This window comes from Microbacterium sp. EB106-03-03-XG65, assembly GCF_058791955.1.
The window spans coordinates 1,830,876-1,848,813 of record NZ_JBYTEB010000001.1 but is presented as its reverse complement, the minus strand read 5'-3'; the positions used below and the strand labels follow the sequence as shown (position 1 = coordinate 1,848,813).

Below are 17,938 nucleotides of genomic sequence, written 5' to 3'. Positions count from 1 at the left end.
ACGAGGGCCGAGGTTCAGGACGAGACGACCGCTCTCCGGGCGTCGAGCCGATACGACACGAGCGCGATCACGAGACCCGCGACGGCGAGGAGCGCACCGGTCCACGACGGGGCGGTGAATCCCCATCCCGCGGCGATCACCACGCCGCCGAGGAATGCGCCGAGGCTGTTGCCGATGTTGAGCGCGGAGTGATTGAGCGCCGCGGCGATGGACTGGTTGTCGCCGGCGACATCCATCAGCCGGGTCTGGATCGTCGGGCTGAGGACCGACGACACGAACCCGACCACGAACACGAGGAGGCAGAGTGTGACGATCCAGAACGACAGTGCTCCGAGCAGACCGAGCACCAGGGCCAGCACGGCGAGGCCGATCAGCAGGGTGCGCCGCAGATCGATGTCCGCCAGGTGTCCGCCGACGATGTTCCCGCCGGTCATCCCCAACCCCATCAGAACGAGGACGATCGGGACCATCCACTCGGGCGATCCCGACACCTCGGTGACGAGGGGCGCGATGTAGCTGTACACCGCGAAGAAGCCGCCGAATCCGATCGCCCCGATGCCGAGTGCGAACCAGACCTGGGGGATGCGGAACACTCCCAGCTCCTCCCGCATCGTGCGACCGGGTGACCCAGGATGCTCCGGCACGAAAAACACGATGCAGAGCGTGGCGATCGCGAAGACGAACGCGACCACGGCGAATGCCGCACGCCACCCGAACTGCTGGCCGAGGAACGTGCCGAACGGCACACCCACCACGTTGGCGATCGTGAGGCCGGTGAGGATGAACGCCACACCCTTGGCCCGCTTGCCTGGGCCCATGACGTCGGCTGCGACCAGCGCGCCGATCCCGAAGTAGGCGCCGTGCGGCAGACCGGCGAGGAATCGCGACGCTCCGACGAGCTCGAAGGTCGGCAGCACCACGGTGAGGGCGTTGAACACCGTCAGCGCCACAGCGAGGCCGATCATCACCCGGTGCCGAGGAAAGCGCGCGACGAAACCGGCGATCGTCGGGGCACCCACGACGACACCGAGCGCATACAGCGAGATGAGCCAGCCGGCCTGGCTGAGCGCATCTTCCGGGCTCGCGGCCCATTGGGTGGGCAGCAGCTCCGAGGCGATCTCGGGCAGAAGGCCCATGATCACGAACTCGGTCATGCCGATGCCGAAGCTGCCGATGGCGAGGGAGAGGAGCGCCCACTTCGCCGCACCCCTCGATTCAGTCGAGGGATTCACTCGACGAGTCTACCGGCCGTCCTGCTCCTCGATCGCCGACTCGAGCCGCTCGATCTTCGCATCCAGTTCTCCCGAGTACCCGGGACGGATGTCGGCCTTGAGCACGAGCGACACACGGGAGCCGAACGGCATCACCGCCTCCGTCGCGCGCTTGACGACGTCCATGACCGAGTCCCAGTCGGGCCCTTCGATCTCGGTGAACATGCTGGTGGTCCGGTGCGGCAGGCCGGATTCGCGCACGACGCGCACCGCTGCGGCGACCGCGTCGTGCACGGACGCATCAGAGCGGTCGGAGCCGTCTGCGGGGGCGCCGCTCGGCGCGACGGAGAAGGCGATCAGCATGAGTCACTCCCTGGTGTCGGTGGTTGTGGATGTCGCCGGTACCCGGACGACGGCGCGGATGCCGATGACGAGGCCGGCCACGAGCAGGAGGTTGCGGATGGTCAGCACCACGATGGACAGCGGATCTGCGCGCAGGAGGGCGTCGTACATCAGCGGATACACGAGGCAGGTCAGCATGCACAGGGCCAGCACTGTCGCAGACGGCACCGCCGCCCGCGTCCGGTCCAGGACGAACCAGAGGATGACCGGCGCGATCAACCAGGTCGTGAACTGCGGCGAACCGACCTTGTTCATCACGATCAGCGCGAGCACGAGTGAGTAGGCCAGGGGCGGGAAGAGACGCGAGAAGGATGCCCCTCGCATCGCCTTGACCGCGCCGAGGGCCGTGAGCGCCGCGACGAGCACGACCATGAGCGGGGTCAGCACGGCGGCGACGGGCTCAGCGGCCGGAGCGACGATCTGGAAGGTGAGGATCTCGAAGCTGTACTCGATCGTCGCCGCACCCATGACCGCGGACCAGAGGAACGGGGTCGCCGCGACGGCTTCGATCTGCAGGCCTCGCCCCGTCTGCGCCGTGAGGAATCCGAAGATCTCGGTGTCGGCACCGCACAGCATGAGCACTCCGATGACGCCCGCCGTCACTGCGGCAGCGGTGAGGAGAACACGCATGCGATGCCGTGAGGCGACGACCGCCGCGACGACCAGGGCCGCCGGCCAGATCTTGATCCAGGCGCCGATCGTGAGCAGGGCGGCAGCGACGGCAGGACGCCGTGTCAGCCACAGTCCGCCGACCACTGCCAGCGGCACCGCGATCGCGTCGATCCGATACATCGCGATCGGTCCGAGCAGAAGCAGAGCCGCAACCCAGAACCACGCCCCCGCCCGACGCTGGGGGGATGCAGAACGTCCGCTCAGCGCGGCGAACGCGAGCGCGTCGAGCACCGTGACCAGCACCGCCCAGGCGACCAGATACGCCCCGGAGGCGCCCATCGACGCCACCAGGGGCAACGAGATCACCTTCGCGAGCAGCATCGGCACGAGGGCGAGCTGCGGGTACACCCATGCCTCGGAGACGCCGACGACAGGGCCGCCGCTCAGCGCCGACGACGCCCACGGCTCGTACACGAGCACGACGTCGCCCATGGGCTGGCTCGGGAAGATCCACCCGGAGACCGCGACGATCGCGTGCACGGCGAGGAACGCACACCACAGGACCACGACGTTCGTCGCTCCTCGCCGACTCACGCGAGGAGGTCCGCGATCGCGCGGGGAAGCGCCTCCGCGACGTCGAGTGCGAGGATCGGATGCCCGAGGCCGGCCCCGTCGCCGTCCGTCGCCGATGCGATGCGGGCGGCATGTCCGTGCAGCCAGGCACCGGACGCGGCCGCCTCCGCGATGGGGGCATCGGGGTTCGCGGCGAGCAGCGAGCCGAGCACACCGCCCAGCACATCCCCCGTTCCGGCTGTCGCGAGCCACCCGGTTCCGGCGCTCACCCTGAACACCGCTCCCTCGGCAGAGGCGATCAGCGTCTCCGAGCCTTTGAGCAGCACGGTCGCCCCGAGCGCCACCGCCATCGCCGACGCCGCTCTCGCCCTGTCGGGCTCCGGCCGCAGACCGATGAGGTCGCGCAACCGCTCGAACTCACGGCCGTGGGGAGTCAGCAGCAGGGGCGCCGTGGCGTCGGGCGTGAGATCCAGAGCTCCGGCATCGACCACGACCGGAACCTCCCCGTCGAGGATGCCCCGCAGCTCGCGTTCGTCCGCATCGCTCCTCGCCGCCGGATCCGTCCCCGAGCCGATCACCCACGCTCCGACCCGCGCGCCTTCCGCTTGTGCGGACACGACGGTCTCCGGCCGTCGCGCGATCACCGCGTCGGCCGCGCGTCCCTCGCCGATGAATCGCACGAACCCCGCGCCTGCGCGCCACGCCGCCTCGACCCCGAGCACGGCCGCTCCGGGATACGCGGACGATCCGGTGCGGAGCCCCACGACGCCGCGGGAGTACTTGTCGTCCGATGGCCCCGGCGCCCGCACGAGAGGTGCGGAATCATCTCGGGACCAATCACGTGCGTCGGGCATGACTCCACGTTAGTCGCCCGGCCCTCCCCTGCTCCCGCGACGGTAACGTCGGAGAGGTGAGCATCCTCTTCTCTCCGATGAGCATCCGTTCGACCGTCTTCCGCAACCGACTCTGGGTCTCTCCCATGTGCATGTACAGCGCCGTCGACGGCGTCGTGCAGGAATGGCACCACACACATCTCGCGCAGTTCGCCTCCGGCGGAGCCGGGCTGATCGTCGCCGAGGCCACCGCGGTGGTTCCCGAGGGACGGATCTCTCCCCGAGACGCCGGACTCTGGAACGACGAGCAGCGAGACGCCTGGACGCCGATCGTCGAGGCGATCCATGCGCGAGGGGCCGTCGCCGGCATCCAGCTCGCGCACGCCGGTCGCAAGGCGTCGACGTGGTGGCCGTGGGCCGACGACCGGGGTTCCGTTCCCGCGTTCGAGGGCGGATGGACCACGCACGCGCCTTCTGCCGTGGCCTTCGAGGGTTTCGCGCCCCCGGAGCAGCTCGACTCCGCGGGGATCGACCGTGTCGTGGAGGCATTCGCGTCGTCGGCCCGCCGCGCGCTCGAGGCGGGCTTCGACGTGCTCGAGATCCACGGGGCGCACGGATACCTGCTGCACCAGTTCCTGTCACCGTTGTCGAACCTGCGCGACGACGACTACGGAGGGTCCCTCGAGAATCGGGCCCGTCTGCTGCTGCGCGTCATCGATGCCGTCCGCTCCGTCGCCGGAGAGTCCGTGCCCGTGTTCGTGCGCATCTCGGCGACCGACCATGCCGACGGCGGCTTCGATGAGCAGGAAGCGGCTGTCGTCGCCGGCTGGGCGACCGAGCGCGGGGCCGACCTCATCGATGTCTCGAGCGGCGGGCTGGTCGCGCACCAGCAGATCAGCGTGCATCCGGGGTATCAGGTTCCTCTTGCGGCAGTCGTCCGCCAGGGTGGCCGGATCCCGGTGTCGGCCGTCGGACTCATCACCGCCGCGCAGCAGGCCGAGCACGTGCTCGAAGAGGGAGCCGCCGACGCGATCTTCGCGGGCCGCGAATGGCTGCGCGACCCGCACTTCGCGTTGCGGGCGGCTCATGAACTCGGCGCCGAGATCGCCTGGCCGCCGCAGTACGAGCGGGCGCACTGGCGCTGACCCGCGCCCGCGGCACGCACAGAGAAGCCCTCCTCTCAGAACGAGTGGAGGGCTTCTCTGTGCGCGGTGTCAGTGTCCGCGGACTCGACGTGTCGCGTCCTGCACCTCGCCGACCAGTTCTTCGAGGATGTCCTCGAGGAACAGCACGGCCGTGGTGGCGCCGTTGTGGTCACGGACCTTCGCGAGGTGGCGGCCCGCACGCCTCATGACGGCGAGCGCATCCTCGAGATCCGTGTCCTCCTGCACGGGGACCATGTGATGGATCCGCTTCGACGGCAGCGGCTCGAACAGCTTGGCGGCAGGGTCCGGACCGTCGGATGCCCGGAGGATGTCCTTGAGATGCACGTACCCGACCGGTGCATGCTCGTCATCGACGATGACGTAGCGCGAGAAGCCGTAGCGCGCCACGGCCTTCTCGATGTCGTCCGGGGTGGTGCTCTCGGGAAGCGTCACGAGGTCGCTCAGCGGCACCGCCACGTCTCGCGCCTTCTTGTCCGTGAACTCGACCGCAGCCGCGACGGCGCCCACCGTGTCGGTGAGCACGCCCTCGCGCCGTGATTGATCCACGATCGTCGCGACCTCCTCCAGCGTGAAGGTCGACGCGGCCTCGTTCTTGGGCTCCACGCGGAACAGGCGGAGAACGCCGTTCGCGGCCGCGTTGAGCACCCAGATCACGGGCATGAACGCTTTCGAGACCCAGACGAGGGGCGGCGCCAACAGCAACACCGCGCGATCGGGCACCGAGAACGCGAGGTTCTTCGGCACCATCTCGCCGAACACCACATGCAGGAACGAGACCACGAGCAGCGCGATGGCGAACGAGACACCGTCTACGACGCCGTCCGACCAGCCCAACGCGTGCAGCGGAGCCGCCAGCAGATGGTGGATGGCAGGCTCCGACACGTTCAGGATGAGGAGCGAGCAGATCGTGATTCCGAGCTGCGATGTCGCGAGCATCAGCGTCGCGTGCTCCATGGCGTACAACGCCGTCTTCGCCGCTCGCGAGCCCTGCTCTGCTTTGGGCTCGATCTGCGAGCGGCGGGCCGAGATCACGGCGAACTCGGCGCCGACGAAGAACGCGTTCGCGACGAGGAGCACCACGAGCCAGGCGATACCTGCCCAATCGTTCATCGGGTCACTCCTTCATCCGCGCTGTGCGGGGTCGCGACGTATCGCACCCGATCCACCCGGCGTCCGTCCATGCGCACGACCTGCAGCGTGCCCGTGTCGAGAGGAACCTCGTCGCCGACGACGGGCACCCTCTCGAGGACGCTCATGACGTAGCCGCCGACCGTGTCGTACACATCGCCCTCCGGCACATCCACACCGGCCCTGCGGCGCAACTCATCCGGACGCAGCTCGCCAGGGAAGGTCACGCCGTCCCGTCCCACGACGACACCCGCCCTCATCCGGTCGTGCTCGTCGACGACCTCGCCGACGATCTCTTCCACGAGGTCCTCCAGCGTCACCAGACCGGCGGTGCCGCCGTATTCGTCCACGACGACGGCGAGCTGGTACCCACGCGCCCGGAGCTCGGTGATGAGACTGTCGACGTGCGCGGTCTCGGGGACACGCAGCGGCTCGGTCGAGAGAGCTCCGACGGGCACCTCGGCTCGTCGCTCGCGGGGCACCGAGATCGCCGCTTTGAGGTGCACGACGCCGGTGATGTCGTCGAAGTCGTCGTCGTACACGGGAAACCGGCTGTGCCCCGTGCGGCGGGCGAGCTGGATCACGTCGTCGGCGGAGTCCCCCGCGGCGATCGCGTGCATGCTCGGACGCGCGGTCATCACGTCGGCAGCCGACAGTCGCGAGAAGGTCAAGGTGCGATCCAGCAGTGTCGCGGTGTCGGCCTCGAGCACGCCGGCGCTGGCGGATCGGCGCACGAGAGACGAGAGCTCCTCCGCCGTACGTGCCCCGGAGAGCTCCTCCTTGGGCTCGATCCCCATGCTGCGCAGCACGCCGTTCGCACTGCCGTTGAGCACGACGACCGCGGGCTTGAACACCGTGGTGAACGCGACCTGGAAGGGCACGACGAGCTTGGCCGTCGCGAGAGGGAGCGCGAGGGCGAAGTTCTTCGGCACGAGTTCACCGAGGATCATCGACAGTGCTGTCGCCACCACCATCGCGACGACCGTCGCGATCGGCGCGACCGCCGCGTCCGGGAATCTCCAGGCGATGAGCGTCGGTCGCAGCAGGTTCGAGAGCGCGGGCTCCATCGTGTAACCCGTGAGAAGCGTCGTGAGTGTGATGCCGAGCTGAGCGGCCGACAGATGGGTCGAGGTGTGGCGCAGAGCACCGATCGTCATCGCGAGTCGGGACTCGCCGCGGGCCTGGCGTGCCTCGAGGTCGGCTCGGTCCAGATTGACCAGAGCGAACTCGCTCGCCACGAAGAGTCCGGTGCCGATCGTGAGCAGGAGCCCCACGCCCAACAGGATGTAGTCCATCAGTGTGTCCCCTCGGATTCGAGAGGCGAGCGGTGGGGCGATCTACTGCAACTGGGAGGGTCGTCCATAGTGTGCCGATTCTACGGGATCGCGACGCGCCGCGGGCTCGCGGGGCACGTGAGGTTCGAGCTGAGCGAAAGGCTCACCAGCTGACCGGCAGTGCCTTGCCTTCTTCGTATCCCGCAGCCGACTGCAGTCCGACCAGCGCGCGCTCGTGGAATTCGGGAACGGAATCAGCACCCGCATACGTGAACGAGGAGCGCACTCCCGAGGTGATCATGTCGAGAAGATCCTCGACACCCGGACGCAACGGGTCGAGGTAGATCCTGGACGACGAGATGCCCTCTGCGAAGAGCTCCTTGCGGGCGCGCTCGTATGCGTCCAGGCGTCCGAAGCGGGCCTGCACCGCCTTGGTCGACGCCATGCCCCACGATTCTTTGAAGATGCGTCCTTCGGAGTCGGTCTGGAGCTCCCCCGGGGCTTCGATCGTGCCCGCGAACCACGAGCCGACCATGACCGAGGCCGCCCCCGCGGCGAGCGCCAGGGCGACGTCGCGCGGATAGCGCACGCCGCCATCCGCCCAGACATGCGCTCCGAGCTCGCGGGCCGCCTGCGCGGTCTCGAGCACAGCCGAGAACTGCGGTCGTCCGACGGCCGTCATCATGCGCGTCGTGCACATCGCTCCGGGACCCACACCGACCTTGAGGATCGTCGCCCCTGCCTCGACGAGGTCCTGCACGCCGTCGGCCGTCACGATGTTGCCGGCCACTATCGGAATACCGGGATTCAATGATGCGACATCGGAGAGCGCGCGGAGCATGCCTTCCTGATGCCCGTGAGCGGTGTCGACGACCAGCACGTCGACACCGGCAGCGACGAGCGCACGGGCTTTGGCCGCGACATCCCCGTTGATCCCGACCGCCGCGGCGACAGCGAGTCGCCCGTCGGCGTCGAGGGCAGGGCCGTAAAGAGTCGAGCGCAGAGCGCTGCGCGCGCTCAGCGTGCCGACGAGATGGCCGTGGTGCACGATCGTGACCATCTCGACGTCCGCCTCCGTGATGACGTCGAACGCGTGGCGCTCGGAGCCGATGTCGTCGGCGTCGAGAGACGGCGTGCCGGCGTGCACCAGGTCGCCGAGCTGCGCGTCGGGCAGTGCCGTCGCGAGGCGAGTCGCGGGGAGGACGCCGAGGATCCGCTCCACGGAGTACGGCGGGTCGCCCGCAGCGACGACGACCCCGTGCCCGGGCGCGGCGGGAAACAGACGCAGGGCATCAGCCACGGAGGCACTCGGAGGGAGCACGATCGGAGTGTCCCAGAGGACCGGCTGCGCCTTGACATCGCGGATCGCCGCATCGAGCGCCTGCAGCGGCATGTCCTGCGGCAGCACGCCGAGGCCTCCGCGTCGGGCGAGCACGGCCGCGAGGCGCGGACCGGTGACCGAGTTCATGTTCGAGGCCACGAGCGGGAGCGTCGCCGGGGTGCCGTCCTGCGGAGCGAGATCGACCTGGAGCCGGCTGGTCACCGCCGAGCGGCGCGGAACGAGGAACACGTCTGAATAGGTCAGATCGACTGTGGGCGACTCACCGGAGAACTCCATGCCCCCACGCTACTCAGATCGAGTGCGAGACGGCACTCCGCCTGGACGATTGCGCGAGGAAACACGTTAGGCTTGTTGCTCGAGAGTGTGCGGACCCGAAACGCATCCTGCGTCGCGGTGTGCACATGTGAGATTCAGCGATGAAAGAGGGCGATCGAGAGTGTCGAACCAGGTGACCGGCGTCGGGGGCGACGGGGGGTTCGGAGCCAATTCGTGGCTCGTCGAAGAGCTCTACGAGCAGTTCAAGGTGAATCGCGACTCTGTGGACAAGGAGTGGTGGCCGATCCTCGAGAAGTATCAGTCCGATGCCGCCACCGGCGCAGCACCTGCCGCCTCCCCCGCAGCGGCGGCCGACCAGAGCGCACACCCGGTGACTGCGCCGATCCCTGTCATCGGAGCACAGCCGGTGGCCCGCACCACGACCAAGCCGGCCGTGGCCGCCCCCATCCCCGCACAGGCGCCGAAGCCTGCCGCGAAGGAGGCGACGGACCCCGCTGAGGAAGACAAGATCACGCCCCTCCGCGGGCTCCCCAAGACTCTCGCCGCCAACATGGACGAGTCGCTGACCGTCCCGACGGCCACGAGTGTGCGCACCGTTCCCGCCAAGCTGATGATCGACAACCGCATCGTCATCAACAACCACATGGCGCGTACGCGCGGCGGCAAGATCAGCTTCACCCACCTCATCGGATGGGCGCTGATCCGCACGCTCGACGAGTTCCGCAGCCAGAACGTCTTCTACGCCGAGATCGACGGCAAGCCGTCGGTCGTCGCTCCGGCGCATGTGAACCTCGGTATCGCGATCGACCTGCCCAAGCCCGACGGCACGCGGGCGCTCATGGTCCCGAGCATCAAGCGCGCCGACACCATGTCGTTCAGCGAGTACCTCGTCGCCTACGAAGACCTGGTCACGCGAGCGCGCAACAACAAGCTCACCGCGGCCGACTTCCAGGGCACCACGGTCTCGCTGACCAACCCCGGAGGAATCGGCACCGTGCACTCGGTGCCGCGCCTCATGAAGGGGCAGGGCTGCATCATCGGCGCGGGCGCGCTCGAGTACCCGGCCGAGTTCCAGGGAGCCAGCGAGCGGACGCTGAACGAGCTCGCGATCGGCAAGACGATCACGCTCACCAGCACCTACGACCACCGCGTCATCCAGGGTGCCGGCTCCGGAGAGTTCCTCAAGAAGGTCCACGAGCTGCTGATCGGTCAGCGCGGCTTCTACGACGACATCTTCGCGGCTCTGCGCATCCCGTACTCCCCGATCCGCTGGAACCCCGACATCGCGGTCGACCTCGCCGAGCGCGTCGACAAGCAGTCCCGCGTGCAGGAGCTGATCAACTCCTTCCGCGTGCGCGGTCACCTGATGGCAGACATCGATCCGCTCGAGTACGTGCAGCGCTCGCACCCCGACCTCGAGATCGAGAGCCACGGCCTCACCTTCTGGGATCTGGACCGTGAGTTCGTCACGGGTGGGTTCGGCGGACGTCGGGTCGCGAAGCTCCGCGACATCCTCGGTGTCCTCCGCGATTCGTACTGCCGCACTCTCGGCATCGAGTACATGCACATCCAGGACCCCGAGCAGCGGAGGTGGTTCCAGGAGAAGGTCGAGGTCAAGTACCAGAAGCCTGGCCACGACGAGCAGCTGCGCGTTCTGCGCAAGCTCAACGAGGCTGAGGCGTTCGAGACGTTCCTGCAGACGAAGTTCGTCGGCCAGAAGCGGTTCTCCCTTGAAGGGGGCGAGTCGCTCGTCCCTCTGCTCGACGAGATCCTGCAGGGTGCGGCGACCGCGGGCCTCGAAGGTGCTGCCATCGGCATGGCCCACCGCGGACGACTGAACGTGCTCACGAACATCGCCGGCAAGACCTACGGCCAGGTCTTCCAGGAGTTCGAGGGCATCCAGACGCCGGGCAACCGGCGCGGTTCGGGCGACGTGAAGTACCACCTCGGCACCGAGGGCACGTTCATCGCCGACGACGGGTCGGAGCTCCCGGTCTACCTGGCCGCGAACCCCTCGCACCTCGAGACCGTCGACGGTGTGCTCGAGGGAATCGTGCGCGCCAAGCAGGACCGCAAGCCCATCGGCACCTTCGCCTGGCTGCCGATCCTCGTGCACGGAGACGCGGCGTTCGCAGGGCAGGGTGTGGTCGTCGAGACTCTGCAGATGTCGCAGCTGCGGGGATACCGCACCGGCGGCACGATCCACGTGGTCGTGAACAACCAGGTCGGATTCACGACGCTCCCGAACGACTCGCGCACCTCGGTCTACTCCACCGATGTGGCCAAGACGATCCAGGCGCCCGTGTTCCACGTGAACGGCGATGACCCCGAGGCCGTGATCCACGTCGCTCAGCTCGCCTTCGAGTACCGCGAGCGCTTCCACCGCGACGTCGTGATCGACCTCGTCTGCTACCGCCGTCGCGGTCACAACGAGGGCGACGACCCGTCGATGACCCAGCCGCTCATGACCGACCTCATCCAGGCCAAGCGCTCGGTGCGCAAGCTGTACACCGAGTCGCTCGTGGGTCGCGGAGACATCACCGAGGAGGAGTACGACGAGGCGAAGGCCGACTTCCAGAACCGCCTCGAGATCGCATTCGCCGAGACGCATGCCGCAGAGACCGGGACCACGCCGATCTCACAGGATCTGCCTCCGCTCGACGAGCAGGTCGGTGCCCCCGAGATCACCGGCGTCTCGAACGAGGTCATCCAGCTGATCGGCGACGCATTCGTCAACAAGCCCGAAGGATTCACGGTGCACCCGAAGCTGCAGCAGCAGCTCGAGAAGCGCCTCGACATGAGTCGCAACGGCAACATCGACTGGGGCTTCGGCGAGCTGCTCGCCTTCGGTTCTCTCCTGGTCGAGGGCACGCCGGTTCGTCTGGCCGGCCAGGACTCGCGCCGCGGCACGTTCGTGCAGCGCCACGCGACCCTGCACGATCGCGCGAACGGTCAGGAGTGGCTGCCGCTGTCGAATCTGTCGGAGTCGCAGGGGCGCTTCTTCGTCTACGACTCGCTCCTCAGCGAGTACGCCGCGCTCGGTTTCGAGTACGGCTACTCCGTCGAGGCGCCCGAAGCGCTGGTGCTGTGGGAGGCGCAGTTCGGCGACTTCGTCAACGGCGCCCAGTCGGTCATCGACGAGTACATCTCGGCGGCCGAGCAGAAGTGGGGACAGCAGTCCAGCGTCACTCTGCTCCTCCCCCACGGCTACGAGGGTCAGGGGCCGGATCACTCGTCCTCGCGCATCGAGCGCTTCCTGCAGATGTGCGCGCAGGAGAACATGATCGTCGCACGTCCGTCGACTCCTGCGTCGTACTTCCATCTGCTGCGGCGTCAGGCGTATGCCCGTCCGCGCAAGCCGCTCATCGTCTTCACCCCGAAGGCCATGCTGCGCCTTCGCGGTGCGACGAGCCCCGTCGACGCGTTCACCCAGGGTCGTTTCGAGCCCGTGATCGACGACGCCAGAGGTCTCGATCGCTCTACCGTGAAGCGCGTGCTCGTTCACTCGGGCAAGGTCCACTGGGATCTCAAGTCCGAGCTCGAGAAGAACCCGAACCCCGAGATCGCGCTGGTCAGGCTCGAGCAGCTGTACCCGACGCCGATCGACGGTCTGAAGGCCATCACGGACTCGTACCCGAACGCCGAGCTGGTGTGGGTTCAGGAAGAGCCCGAGAACCAGGGCGCATGGCCGTTCCTGGCACTCGCGTTCGCCGATGTGCCCGGAGACCGGTCGTTCCGCACCGTGTGCCGACCGGCCTCGGCTTCTCCCGCGACCGGGTCGTCGAAGGTGCATGCGGCCGAGCAGGCGAAGCTGCTGCGCGATGCGCTGACGATCAACTGACCACGACGACGAAAGAGGGGGCCTCGGTGATCGAGGCCCCCTCTTCTCGTTCGTCGTGCGGGTCGACGTCGAGCGTTCGTGCTCGGTCAGTACCAGATATCCAGCGACGGGGCCGGCGACGAGAGCAAGGCCCGGTCCAGAGCAGAGACGACCTCGGCAGAGGCATCCAGACGACCGGCACCCTGCAGAGTCGACGCCCGCACTCCTCCGGCGTAGATCACCGACAGCGCCGACACATCGAGCTCGACGTCTGCGGGCCGTCCCTCCGCATTCGACACCGAGCCACGTCCGCGGTCATCGACCGTGAGTCGCCAGGTTCCGGCCGCGAAGCCGAGCGCATCGTTCACCGAGAAGACCGCATCGAGCGGCCCCGAGTAGAGGCGCTGTTCGAGCGCTGCTCGCACGTCGAGAATGCGCAGCCATCCGTGGTCGTGCACGGTCTGAGTCACGCCGCGCTGATCGCGGACGAGCCAGGGAAGCGCATCGTCGACGGGGCGGAGGTCCGCTGTGACCTCATCGACGAGGTCGTGCTGCAGAGCGAACTGCCAGAGGGCCGCGCGGGCTTCAGCGGTGTCGGCGGTCAGAAGCGAGATCTGCAGCGAGAAGCGGAACGACCCGCTGCGCTCGCTCAGCCGGAAAGCCATCACTCCGTGCACCGCTCCTGAGGAGTCGCGGTACCGCACGCCGCGCACCTTGTCGCGATCCGGGTCGCTCGGCGAGAGCCCCGCCATCCCGTCCCAGCGCGACTTCCACCCGGGAATCTGTCCCGGGCGCGAGTGGCGCGCACGCTCGTGCACGGCGCCGAGCTCTGCGGCGAGAGTCTCCCCCTCGATGTACTCGAAGGAACCCGGCAGGGCGGGGCCAGCCCATCCGGCCCTGCGAGTGTCCACGGTGAAGCGCGCCACCGGCAGCGCCGAACCGAAGCCGTAGCGACCATAGATCGTCGCCTCCGAGACGGTGAGCCCGGCGATGGGCACACCCGCTGACGCAGCTGCACGCAGCTCGCCCTCGAGGAGTGCGCGAGCGATCCCGCGACGCCTGTGCGTGGCCGAGACCGTGACCCCGCTGATCGCCCACATCGGCAGGCTCGCACCTCCGGGAAGGGTGACCGGCGTGACCCAGGAGTCGATCGTCGCGACCGGACGCGAGTCCGCGCCGGATGCCTCGTCGTACACGCCGATGTTGCGCCTGGCCTCGAGAGCGGACCGCCCGAATCGCAGTGCCTCGGGCGTCGGCTCGCCCCCGAGGAATCCGCGCGCAGTAGCACGCTGGAAGAGCTCGGATGCCGTCGGATCCGCAGTGTCGAGGACCCTGTACGTCAGCGATTCCGCTGCGAGTCGCGCAGCGGACTCGGAATCGGCGGGAAGGGCACGGAAGTCGATCACGGTCATGCACCCACACTACGGGGCAGGACTCAGGGCGGACTCAGTGCTGGGCGGCCTGGACCTCGCGCAACCGGGCGAACACCTGATCACGCAGCTCCTCGGGAGCCGTCTCCTTGCACGCCCTCGCCACGACCTCTGTCAGTGTCGTCGCGACCAGCGCCTCATCGCGGCACGAGGGACAGTTCTCCAGATGCTCGCGGATCTCGGTGTGCTCGGTGTTGCACACTTCGTTGCGGAGGTACTCCTCCAGATCCTTTCGGGCCTTGTCGCAGCCGCAATCGGTCATTTCCTGCTCCTCGGGTCGGCCGCGGAGATTCCCCGCTCTGCGGCGTAGTCGGCCAACAGCTCCCGCAGCATCCGCCTGCCTCGATGCAGACGGCTCATCACGGTGCCGATGGGTGTCTTCATGATGTCCGCGATCTCCTGATACGCGAATCCCTCGACGTCTGCGAGGTACACCGCCAGCCGGAAGTCCTCCGGTACCGCCTGCAGCGCATCTTTGACGACGGATGCCGGCATGTGGTCGATCGCTTCCGCTTCGGCCGATCTCCCGTGGGAGGCGGTCGTCGACTCGGCTCCGCCGAGCTGCCAGTCCTCGAGCTCGTCGATCGTCCCCTGGAACGGCTCCCGCTGTTTCTTGCGGTAGATGTTGATGTACGTGTTCGTCAGGATGCGGTAGAGCCAGGCCTTGAGATTCGTGCCCTGCGCGAAGGTCGACCACGAGCCGTACGCCTTCACGAAGGTCTCCTGTACGAGATCCGCGGCGTCGGAAGGGTTTCGGGTCATGCGCATGGCGGCGGCGTACAGCTGATCCATGAACGGGATCGCCTGTTCCTCGAATTCGCGTCGAGGATCGCTGACCGTGTCTGCGGTTGCGGTGTCATCCATCACCGGCCAGTCTAGGCCGACGACGTCTGCGAACTCGCGTTCCAACGTGTCGAGCATTCTCTCTCCTCCTCGCGAGTACACGCCATTCGGTCAGGCGGCGACTCACGTTTACTAAGGTGGGAACCGATGAGCGCCAACAGGTATTCCCCCTCCCCTGTCCAGGGCGCCTACGTGGCGCCGACGACATCGTCTCCCGTGAGCGCCACGGTGACCGTTCCGGGTTCCAAGTCGCTCACGAATCGTGAGCTCATCATCGCGGCCATCGCCGACGGTCCGGGACGCCTCATCGCCCCTCTGCACTCGGATGACTCGCGCCGCATGGTCGACGCGCTGCGCGCTCTGGGCGTCGGCATCGAAGAGGTCGACGGCGACGGAGAGTTCGGCCCCGATCTCGTGGTGACCCCCGCGCGGCTCGAAGGCGGCACCACGGTCGACTGCGGCCAGGCCGGCACGGTGATGCGCTTCATCGCCCCCTTGGCGGGCCTTGCACGGCACGATGTGCACCTCACCGCTCACGAGACCGCGCTCCATCGCCCGATGGGCGGGCTGATCAGCGCACTGCGAGACCTCGGCGTCGACATCGACGACGAGGGCACGTGGGCGCTTCCCTTCACGATCCGCGGTCACGGACGCATCCGCGGCGGGCGCGTCGAGATCGATGCGTCGGCGTCGAGCCAGTTCGTCTCGGGCCTTCTCCTCGCCGCCCCCCGATTCGACGTGGGACTGCATCTCGTCCACATCGGAGACAGGCTCCCGAGCCTGCCCCACATCGACATGACGATCGAGGCCCTGAGCCGACGCGGCATCCGCATCGAACGGCCGGCCACCGGAGAGTGGCTCGTCGAAGCGGGCGTTCCTCGCGCGAAAGAGATCCACATCGAGCCGGATCTCTCGAACGCGGCGCCCTTCCTCGCCGCCGCCCTGGTGACCGGCGGGGCCGTCTCGATTCCCGGGTGGCCGGTGCACTCGACGCAGCCCGGCGCCCTGCTGCCCGAGATCCTGCAGGCGATGGGCGCGCACGTCGGGCGCCACAGCGGCATCCTCACGGTCAAGGCCGGCACCGAGATCCGGGGCCTCGACATCGACCTCTCCGCAGCGAGCGAACTGACCCCCACGCTCGTGGGACTCGCCGCATTCGCATCCGGGCCGACGACGATCCGCGGGATCGGGCACATCCGACTCCATGAGACGGATCGCATCGCCGCACTCATCGCCGACATCCGCGCTCTCGGCGGCGAAGCCGAGGAGCTGCCCGACGGCCTGCGCATCATTCCCCGCCCCTTGCACGGAGGCTCCTGGGCGGCCTACCACGATCACCGTATGGCGACCACCGGGGCACTCATCGGGCTCCGCGTCGCCGGGGTCGAGATCGATGACATCGGCACCACGGCGAAGACCCTCCCGGAATTCACTCTTCTGTGGGAGCGGATGCTGCGAGGCGAATCCGCGTGAGCTGGCTCGACGACTCCGACGACCTCGAGGGCGACTTCGACGAGTACGACGAGAGCAGCTTCCGCACTCGCCCCAACCCCAAGGCCAATCGCCCACGCACCAAGCGGCGACCCGCGCACGACGATGCGCAGATCGGACGCGTGCTCGGGGTCGACCGTGGGCGATACGCCGTGCTGATGGGCGAAGACACCCCCGATGAGCACGCGATCACCGCGGCGCGGGCACGTGAACTGCGTCGCACCCCGATCGTCACGGGTGATCAGGCCCGCGTCGTGGGCGACACGACGGGTGAAGAAGGCACGCTCGGCCGCATCGTGGGGATCGTCGACCGCACGTCGCTGCTCCGCCGCAGCGCCGATGACACCGACCAGGTCGAGCGCGTCATCGTCGCGAACGCCGACCAGATGCTCGTCGTCGTCGCCGCAGCAGATCCGGAGCCACGCGCGCGCCTGGTGGATCGGTACCTGGTCGCTGCCCTCGACGCAGGCATCCGCCCTCTGCTCGTCGTCACCAAGACCGACCTCGCCGACCCGAGCGACTTCCTCGCCCACTTCGACGGGCTCGATCTGCGCGTGTTCACGAGTGCGCAGGACGAGATGCCCGTCGACGAGATCGGCGCAGCGCTCGTGGGGCATTCGACCGTCTTCGTGGGCCACTCCGGTGTCGGCAAGTCCACACTGGTCAATGCCCTCGTCCCGAGCGCGCTCCGTGCCACCGGACATGTGAATCAGGTGACCGGACGAGGCCGCCACACATCGTCATCGACGGTGTCGCTGCGCTACGAGGGTCCCGAAGGTGCGGGCTGGGTGATCGACACGCCCGGTGTGCGCTCGTTCGGCTTGGGACACGTGCAGCCCGAGAACATCCTGGCCGCGTTCACCGAGCTGGCCGAGATCGCCGAGGAATGTCCGCGCGGGTGTACGCACCTCCCCGACGCGCCAGACTGCGCTCTGATCGAGGCGGCTGATCGGGGCGAACTCAGCGAGACTCAGCTCGCGCGGTTGGACTCATTGCAACGACTGCTGCAGACATTCGCCGACAAGGCCGAGCAGACGCCCGGCCGATAGGCTGAACAGGTGACTGTGCGCTTGGAAACCGGAACCGCTGCCCCCGACTTCGCCCTGCTCGACCAGGACGGCACGACAGTGCGCCTGTCGGACCTGCGCGGGCAGAAGGTCGTGCTGTATTTCTATCCCGCGGCCATGACGCCCGGGTGCACCACGCAGGCATGCGACTTCCGCGACAGCATCTCCTCGCTGCAGGGTGCCGGATACCGGGTCATCGGCGTATCGCGCGACGAGCCCGCGAAACTCGCAGCGTTCCGCGATCGGGACGGGCTCACGTTCACCCTTCTCAGCGATCCCGACCATGCCGTGCACGCGGCATACGGAACCTGGGGCGAGAAGATGAACTACGGCAAAGTCGTCGAGGGCGTCATCCGTTCGACGTTCGTCATCGATGAAGACGGATCGATCGTTCTCGCCCAGTACAACGTCAAGGCCACAGGACACGTCGCGCGTCTTCGCAAGCAGCTCGGCATCGACTCCTGACCCGA

The 17,938-nt window shown here is 68.0% G+C and carries 15 protein-coding genes; 5 read left to right on the top strand and 10 right to left on the bottom strand.

Annotated features, from left to right (window positions below; all coding sequences use genetic code 11):
* Positions 1–14: 14 nt before the first annotated feature.
* From AC3WS6_RS08610 to AC3WS6_RS08595, 4 genes are read right to left on the bottom strand one after another with little or no spacing between them, the layout of a single operon-like run.
* Complete coding sequence (locus AC3WS6_RS08610) at positions 15–1,232, bottom strand: MFS transporter (protein ID WP_492500622.1); 1,218 nt, start codon at positions 1,230–1,232, stop codon at positions 15–17.
* 9 nt (positions 1,233–1,241) lie between these two features.
* Positions 1,242–1,574 carry a thiamine-binding protein gene (locus AC3WS6_RS08605; protein ID WP_492500621.1) on the bottom strand — a complete coding sequence of 111 codons (333 nt, stop codon included), beginning with the start codon at positions 1,572–1,574 and terminating at the stop codon, positions 1,242–1,244.
* A gap of 3 nt (positions 1,575–1,577) precedes the next feature.
* Positions 1,578–2,792 (bottom strand): hypothetical protein, encoded by a 1,215-nt coding sequence (locus AC3WS6_RS08600; protein WP_492500620.1) that lies wholly within the window; start codon positions 2,790–2,792, stop codon positions 1,578–1,580.
* Between the two features lie 23 nt (positions 2,793–2,815).
* A complete protein-coding gene (locus AC3WS6_RS08595) occupies positions 2,816–3,652 on the bottom strand; it encodes an NAD(P)H-hydrate dehydratase (RefSeq protein ID WP_492500619.1) in 837 nt (278 codons plus the stop codon).
* Positions 3,653–3,708: 56 nt separating this feature from the next.
* Here AC3WS6_RS08595 and AC3WS6_RS08590 point away from each other — a divergent pair, with 56 nt between their 5' ends.
* Complete coding sequence (locus AC3WS6_RS08590) at positions 3,709–4,776, top strand: NADH:flavin oxidoreductase/NADH oxidase (protein WP_492500618.1); 1,068 nt, start codon at positions 3,709–3,711, stop codon at positions 4,774–4,776.
* A 69-nt stretch (positions 4,777–4,845) separates the two neighbouring features.
* On the opposite strand, the gene AC3WS6_RS08585 is transcribed toward AC3WS6_RS08590, so the two are convergent.
* The 3 genes from AC3WS6_RS08585 to guaB1 form a co-directional block, all read right to left on the bottom strand.
* The gene (locus tag AC3WS6_RS08585) at positions 4,846–5,907 is read right to left on the bottom strand and encodes a hemolysin family protein (RefSeq protein ID WP_492500617.1); all 1,062 of its coding nucleotides are present in this window, start codon (positions 5,905–5,907) and stop codon (positions 4,846–4,848) included.
* Positions 5,904–7,220, bottom strand: coding sequence for a hemolysin family protein (locus AC3WS6_RS08580; protein WP_492500616.1), 1,317 nt, complete (start codon positions 7,218–7,220; stop codon positions 5,904–5,906). Before AC3WS6_RS08580 ends, AC3WS6_RS08585 begins: the two co-directional genes overlap by 4 nt.
* Positions 7,221–7,362: 142 nt before the next feature.
* Complete coding sequence (guaB1, locus tag AC3WS6_RS08575) at positions 7,363–8,817, bottom strand: GMP reductase (protein WP_492500615.1); 1,455 nt, start codon at positions 8,815–8,817, stop codon at positions 7,363–7,365.
* Positions 8,818–8,977: 160 nt separating this feature from the next.
* On the opposite strand from guaB1, the gene AC3WS6_RS08570 reads away from it, so the two are divergent.
* Entirely contained in the window at positions 8,978–12,658 is a 3,681-nt protein-coding gene (locus AC3WS6_RS08570) for a multifunctional oxoglutarate decarboxylase/oxoglutarate dehydrogenase thiamine pyrophosphate-binding subunit/dihydrolipoyllysine-residue succinyltransferase subunit (protein WP_492500614.1), read from the top strand.
* An 86-nt stretch (positions 12,659–12,744) separates the two neighbouring features.
* Here the strand turns inward: AC3WS6_RS08570 and AC3WS6_RS08565 are convergent, their stop codons facing one another.
* From AC3WS6_RS08565 to AC3WS6_RS08555, 3 genes are read right to left on the bottom strand one after another with little or no spacing between them, the layout of a single operon-like run.
* Complete coding sequence (locus AC3WS6_RS08565; protein WP_492500613.1) at positions 12,745–14,049, bottom strand: GNAT family N-acetyltransferase; 1,305 nt, start codon at positions 14,047–14,049, stop codon at positions 12,745–12,747.
* Positions 14,050–14,083: 34 nt separating this feature from the next.
* Positions 14,084–14,329: a zf-HC2 domain-containing protein gene (locus tag AC3WS6_RS08560; protein WP_042541911.1), complete on the bottom strand. Its 246-nt coding sequence runs from the start codon at positions 14,327–14,329 to the stop codon at positions 14,084–14,086.
* Complete coding sequence (locus AC3WS6_RS08555; protein ID WP_201469401.1) at positions 14,326–14,988, bottom strand: sigma-70 family RNA polymerase sigma factor; 663 nt, start codon at positions 14,986–14,988, stop codon at positions 14,326–14,328. The genes AC3WS6_RS08560 and AC3WS6_RS08555 overlap by 4 nt, the downstream gene beginning before the upstream one ends.
* Before the next feature lie 69 nt (positions 14,989–15,057).
* Between AC3WS6_RS08555 and aroA the strand changes: the two genes are divergently transcribed.
* The 3 genes from aroA to bcp are packed head-to-tail and all read left to right on the top strand — an operon-like array spanning position 15,058 to position 17,933.
* Positions 15,058–16,383 carry a 3-phosphoshikimate 1-carboxyvinyltransferase gene (gene aroA, locus AC3WS6_RS08550; protein ID WP_492500612.1) on the top strand — a complete coding sequence of 442 codons (1,326 nt, stop codon included), beginning with the start codon at positions 15,058–15,060 and terminating at the stop codon, positions 16,381–16,383.
* On the top strand, positions 16,380–17,450 hold the full coding sequence (gene rsgA, locus AC3WS6_RS08545; RefSeq protein ID WP_492500611.1) for a ribosome small subunit-dependent GTPase A: 1,071 nt from the start codon (positions 16,380–16,382) through the stop codon (positions 17,448–17,450). The genes aroA and rsgA overlap by 4 nt, the downstream gene beginning before the upstream one ends.
* Positions 17,451–17,459: 9 nt before the next feature.
* Positions 17,460–17,933, top strand: coding sequence for a thioredoxin-dependent thiol peroxidase (gene bcp, locus AC3WS6_RS08540; protein WP_492500610.1), 474 nt, complete (start codon positions 17,460–17,462; stop codon positions 17,931–17,933).
* Positions 17,934–17,938: the final 5 nt, after the last annotated feature.

Bases quoted from the DNA above. Each gene is read 5' to 3' on its own strand.
- guaB1 (WP_492500615.1), bottom strand. From the start codon at position 8,817: ATGGAGTTCTCCGGTGAGTCGCCCACAGTCGATCTGACCTATTCAGAC.
- AC3WS6_RS08555 (WP_201469401.1), bottom strand. From the start codon at position 14,988: ATGCTCGACACGTTGGAACGCGAGTTCGCAGACGTCGTCGGCCTAGAC.
- AC3WS6_RS08565 (WP_492500613.1), bottom strand. From the start codon at position 14,049: ATGACCGTGATCGACTTCCGTGCCCTTCCCGCCGATTCCGAGTCCGCT.
- AC3WS6_RS08560 (WP_042541911.1), bottom strand. From the start codon at position 14,329: ATGACCGATTGCGGCTGCGACAAGGCCCGAAAGGATCTGGAGGAGTAC.
- aroA (WP_492500612.1), top strand. From the start codon at position 15,058: ATGAGCGCCAACAGGTATTCCCCCTCCCCTGTCCAGGGCGCCTACGTG.
- AC3WS6_RS08580 (WP_492500616.1), bottom strand. From the start codon at position 7,220: ATGGACTACATCCTGTTGGGCGTGGGGCTCCTGCTCACGATCGGCACC.
- AC3WS6_RS08585 (WP_492500617.1), bottom strand. From the start codon at position 5,907: ATGAACGATTGGGCAGGTATCGCCTGGCTCGTGGTGCTCCTCGTCGCG.
- AC3WS6_RS08605 (WP_492500621.1), bottom strand. From the start codon at position 1,574: ATGCTGATCGCCTTCTCCGTCGCGCCGAGCGGCGCCCCCGCAGACGGC.
- AC3WS6_RS08595 (WP_492500619.1), bottom strand. From the start codon at position 3,652: ATGCCCGACGCACGTGATTGGTCCCGAGATGATTCCGCACCTCTCGTG.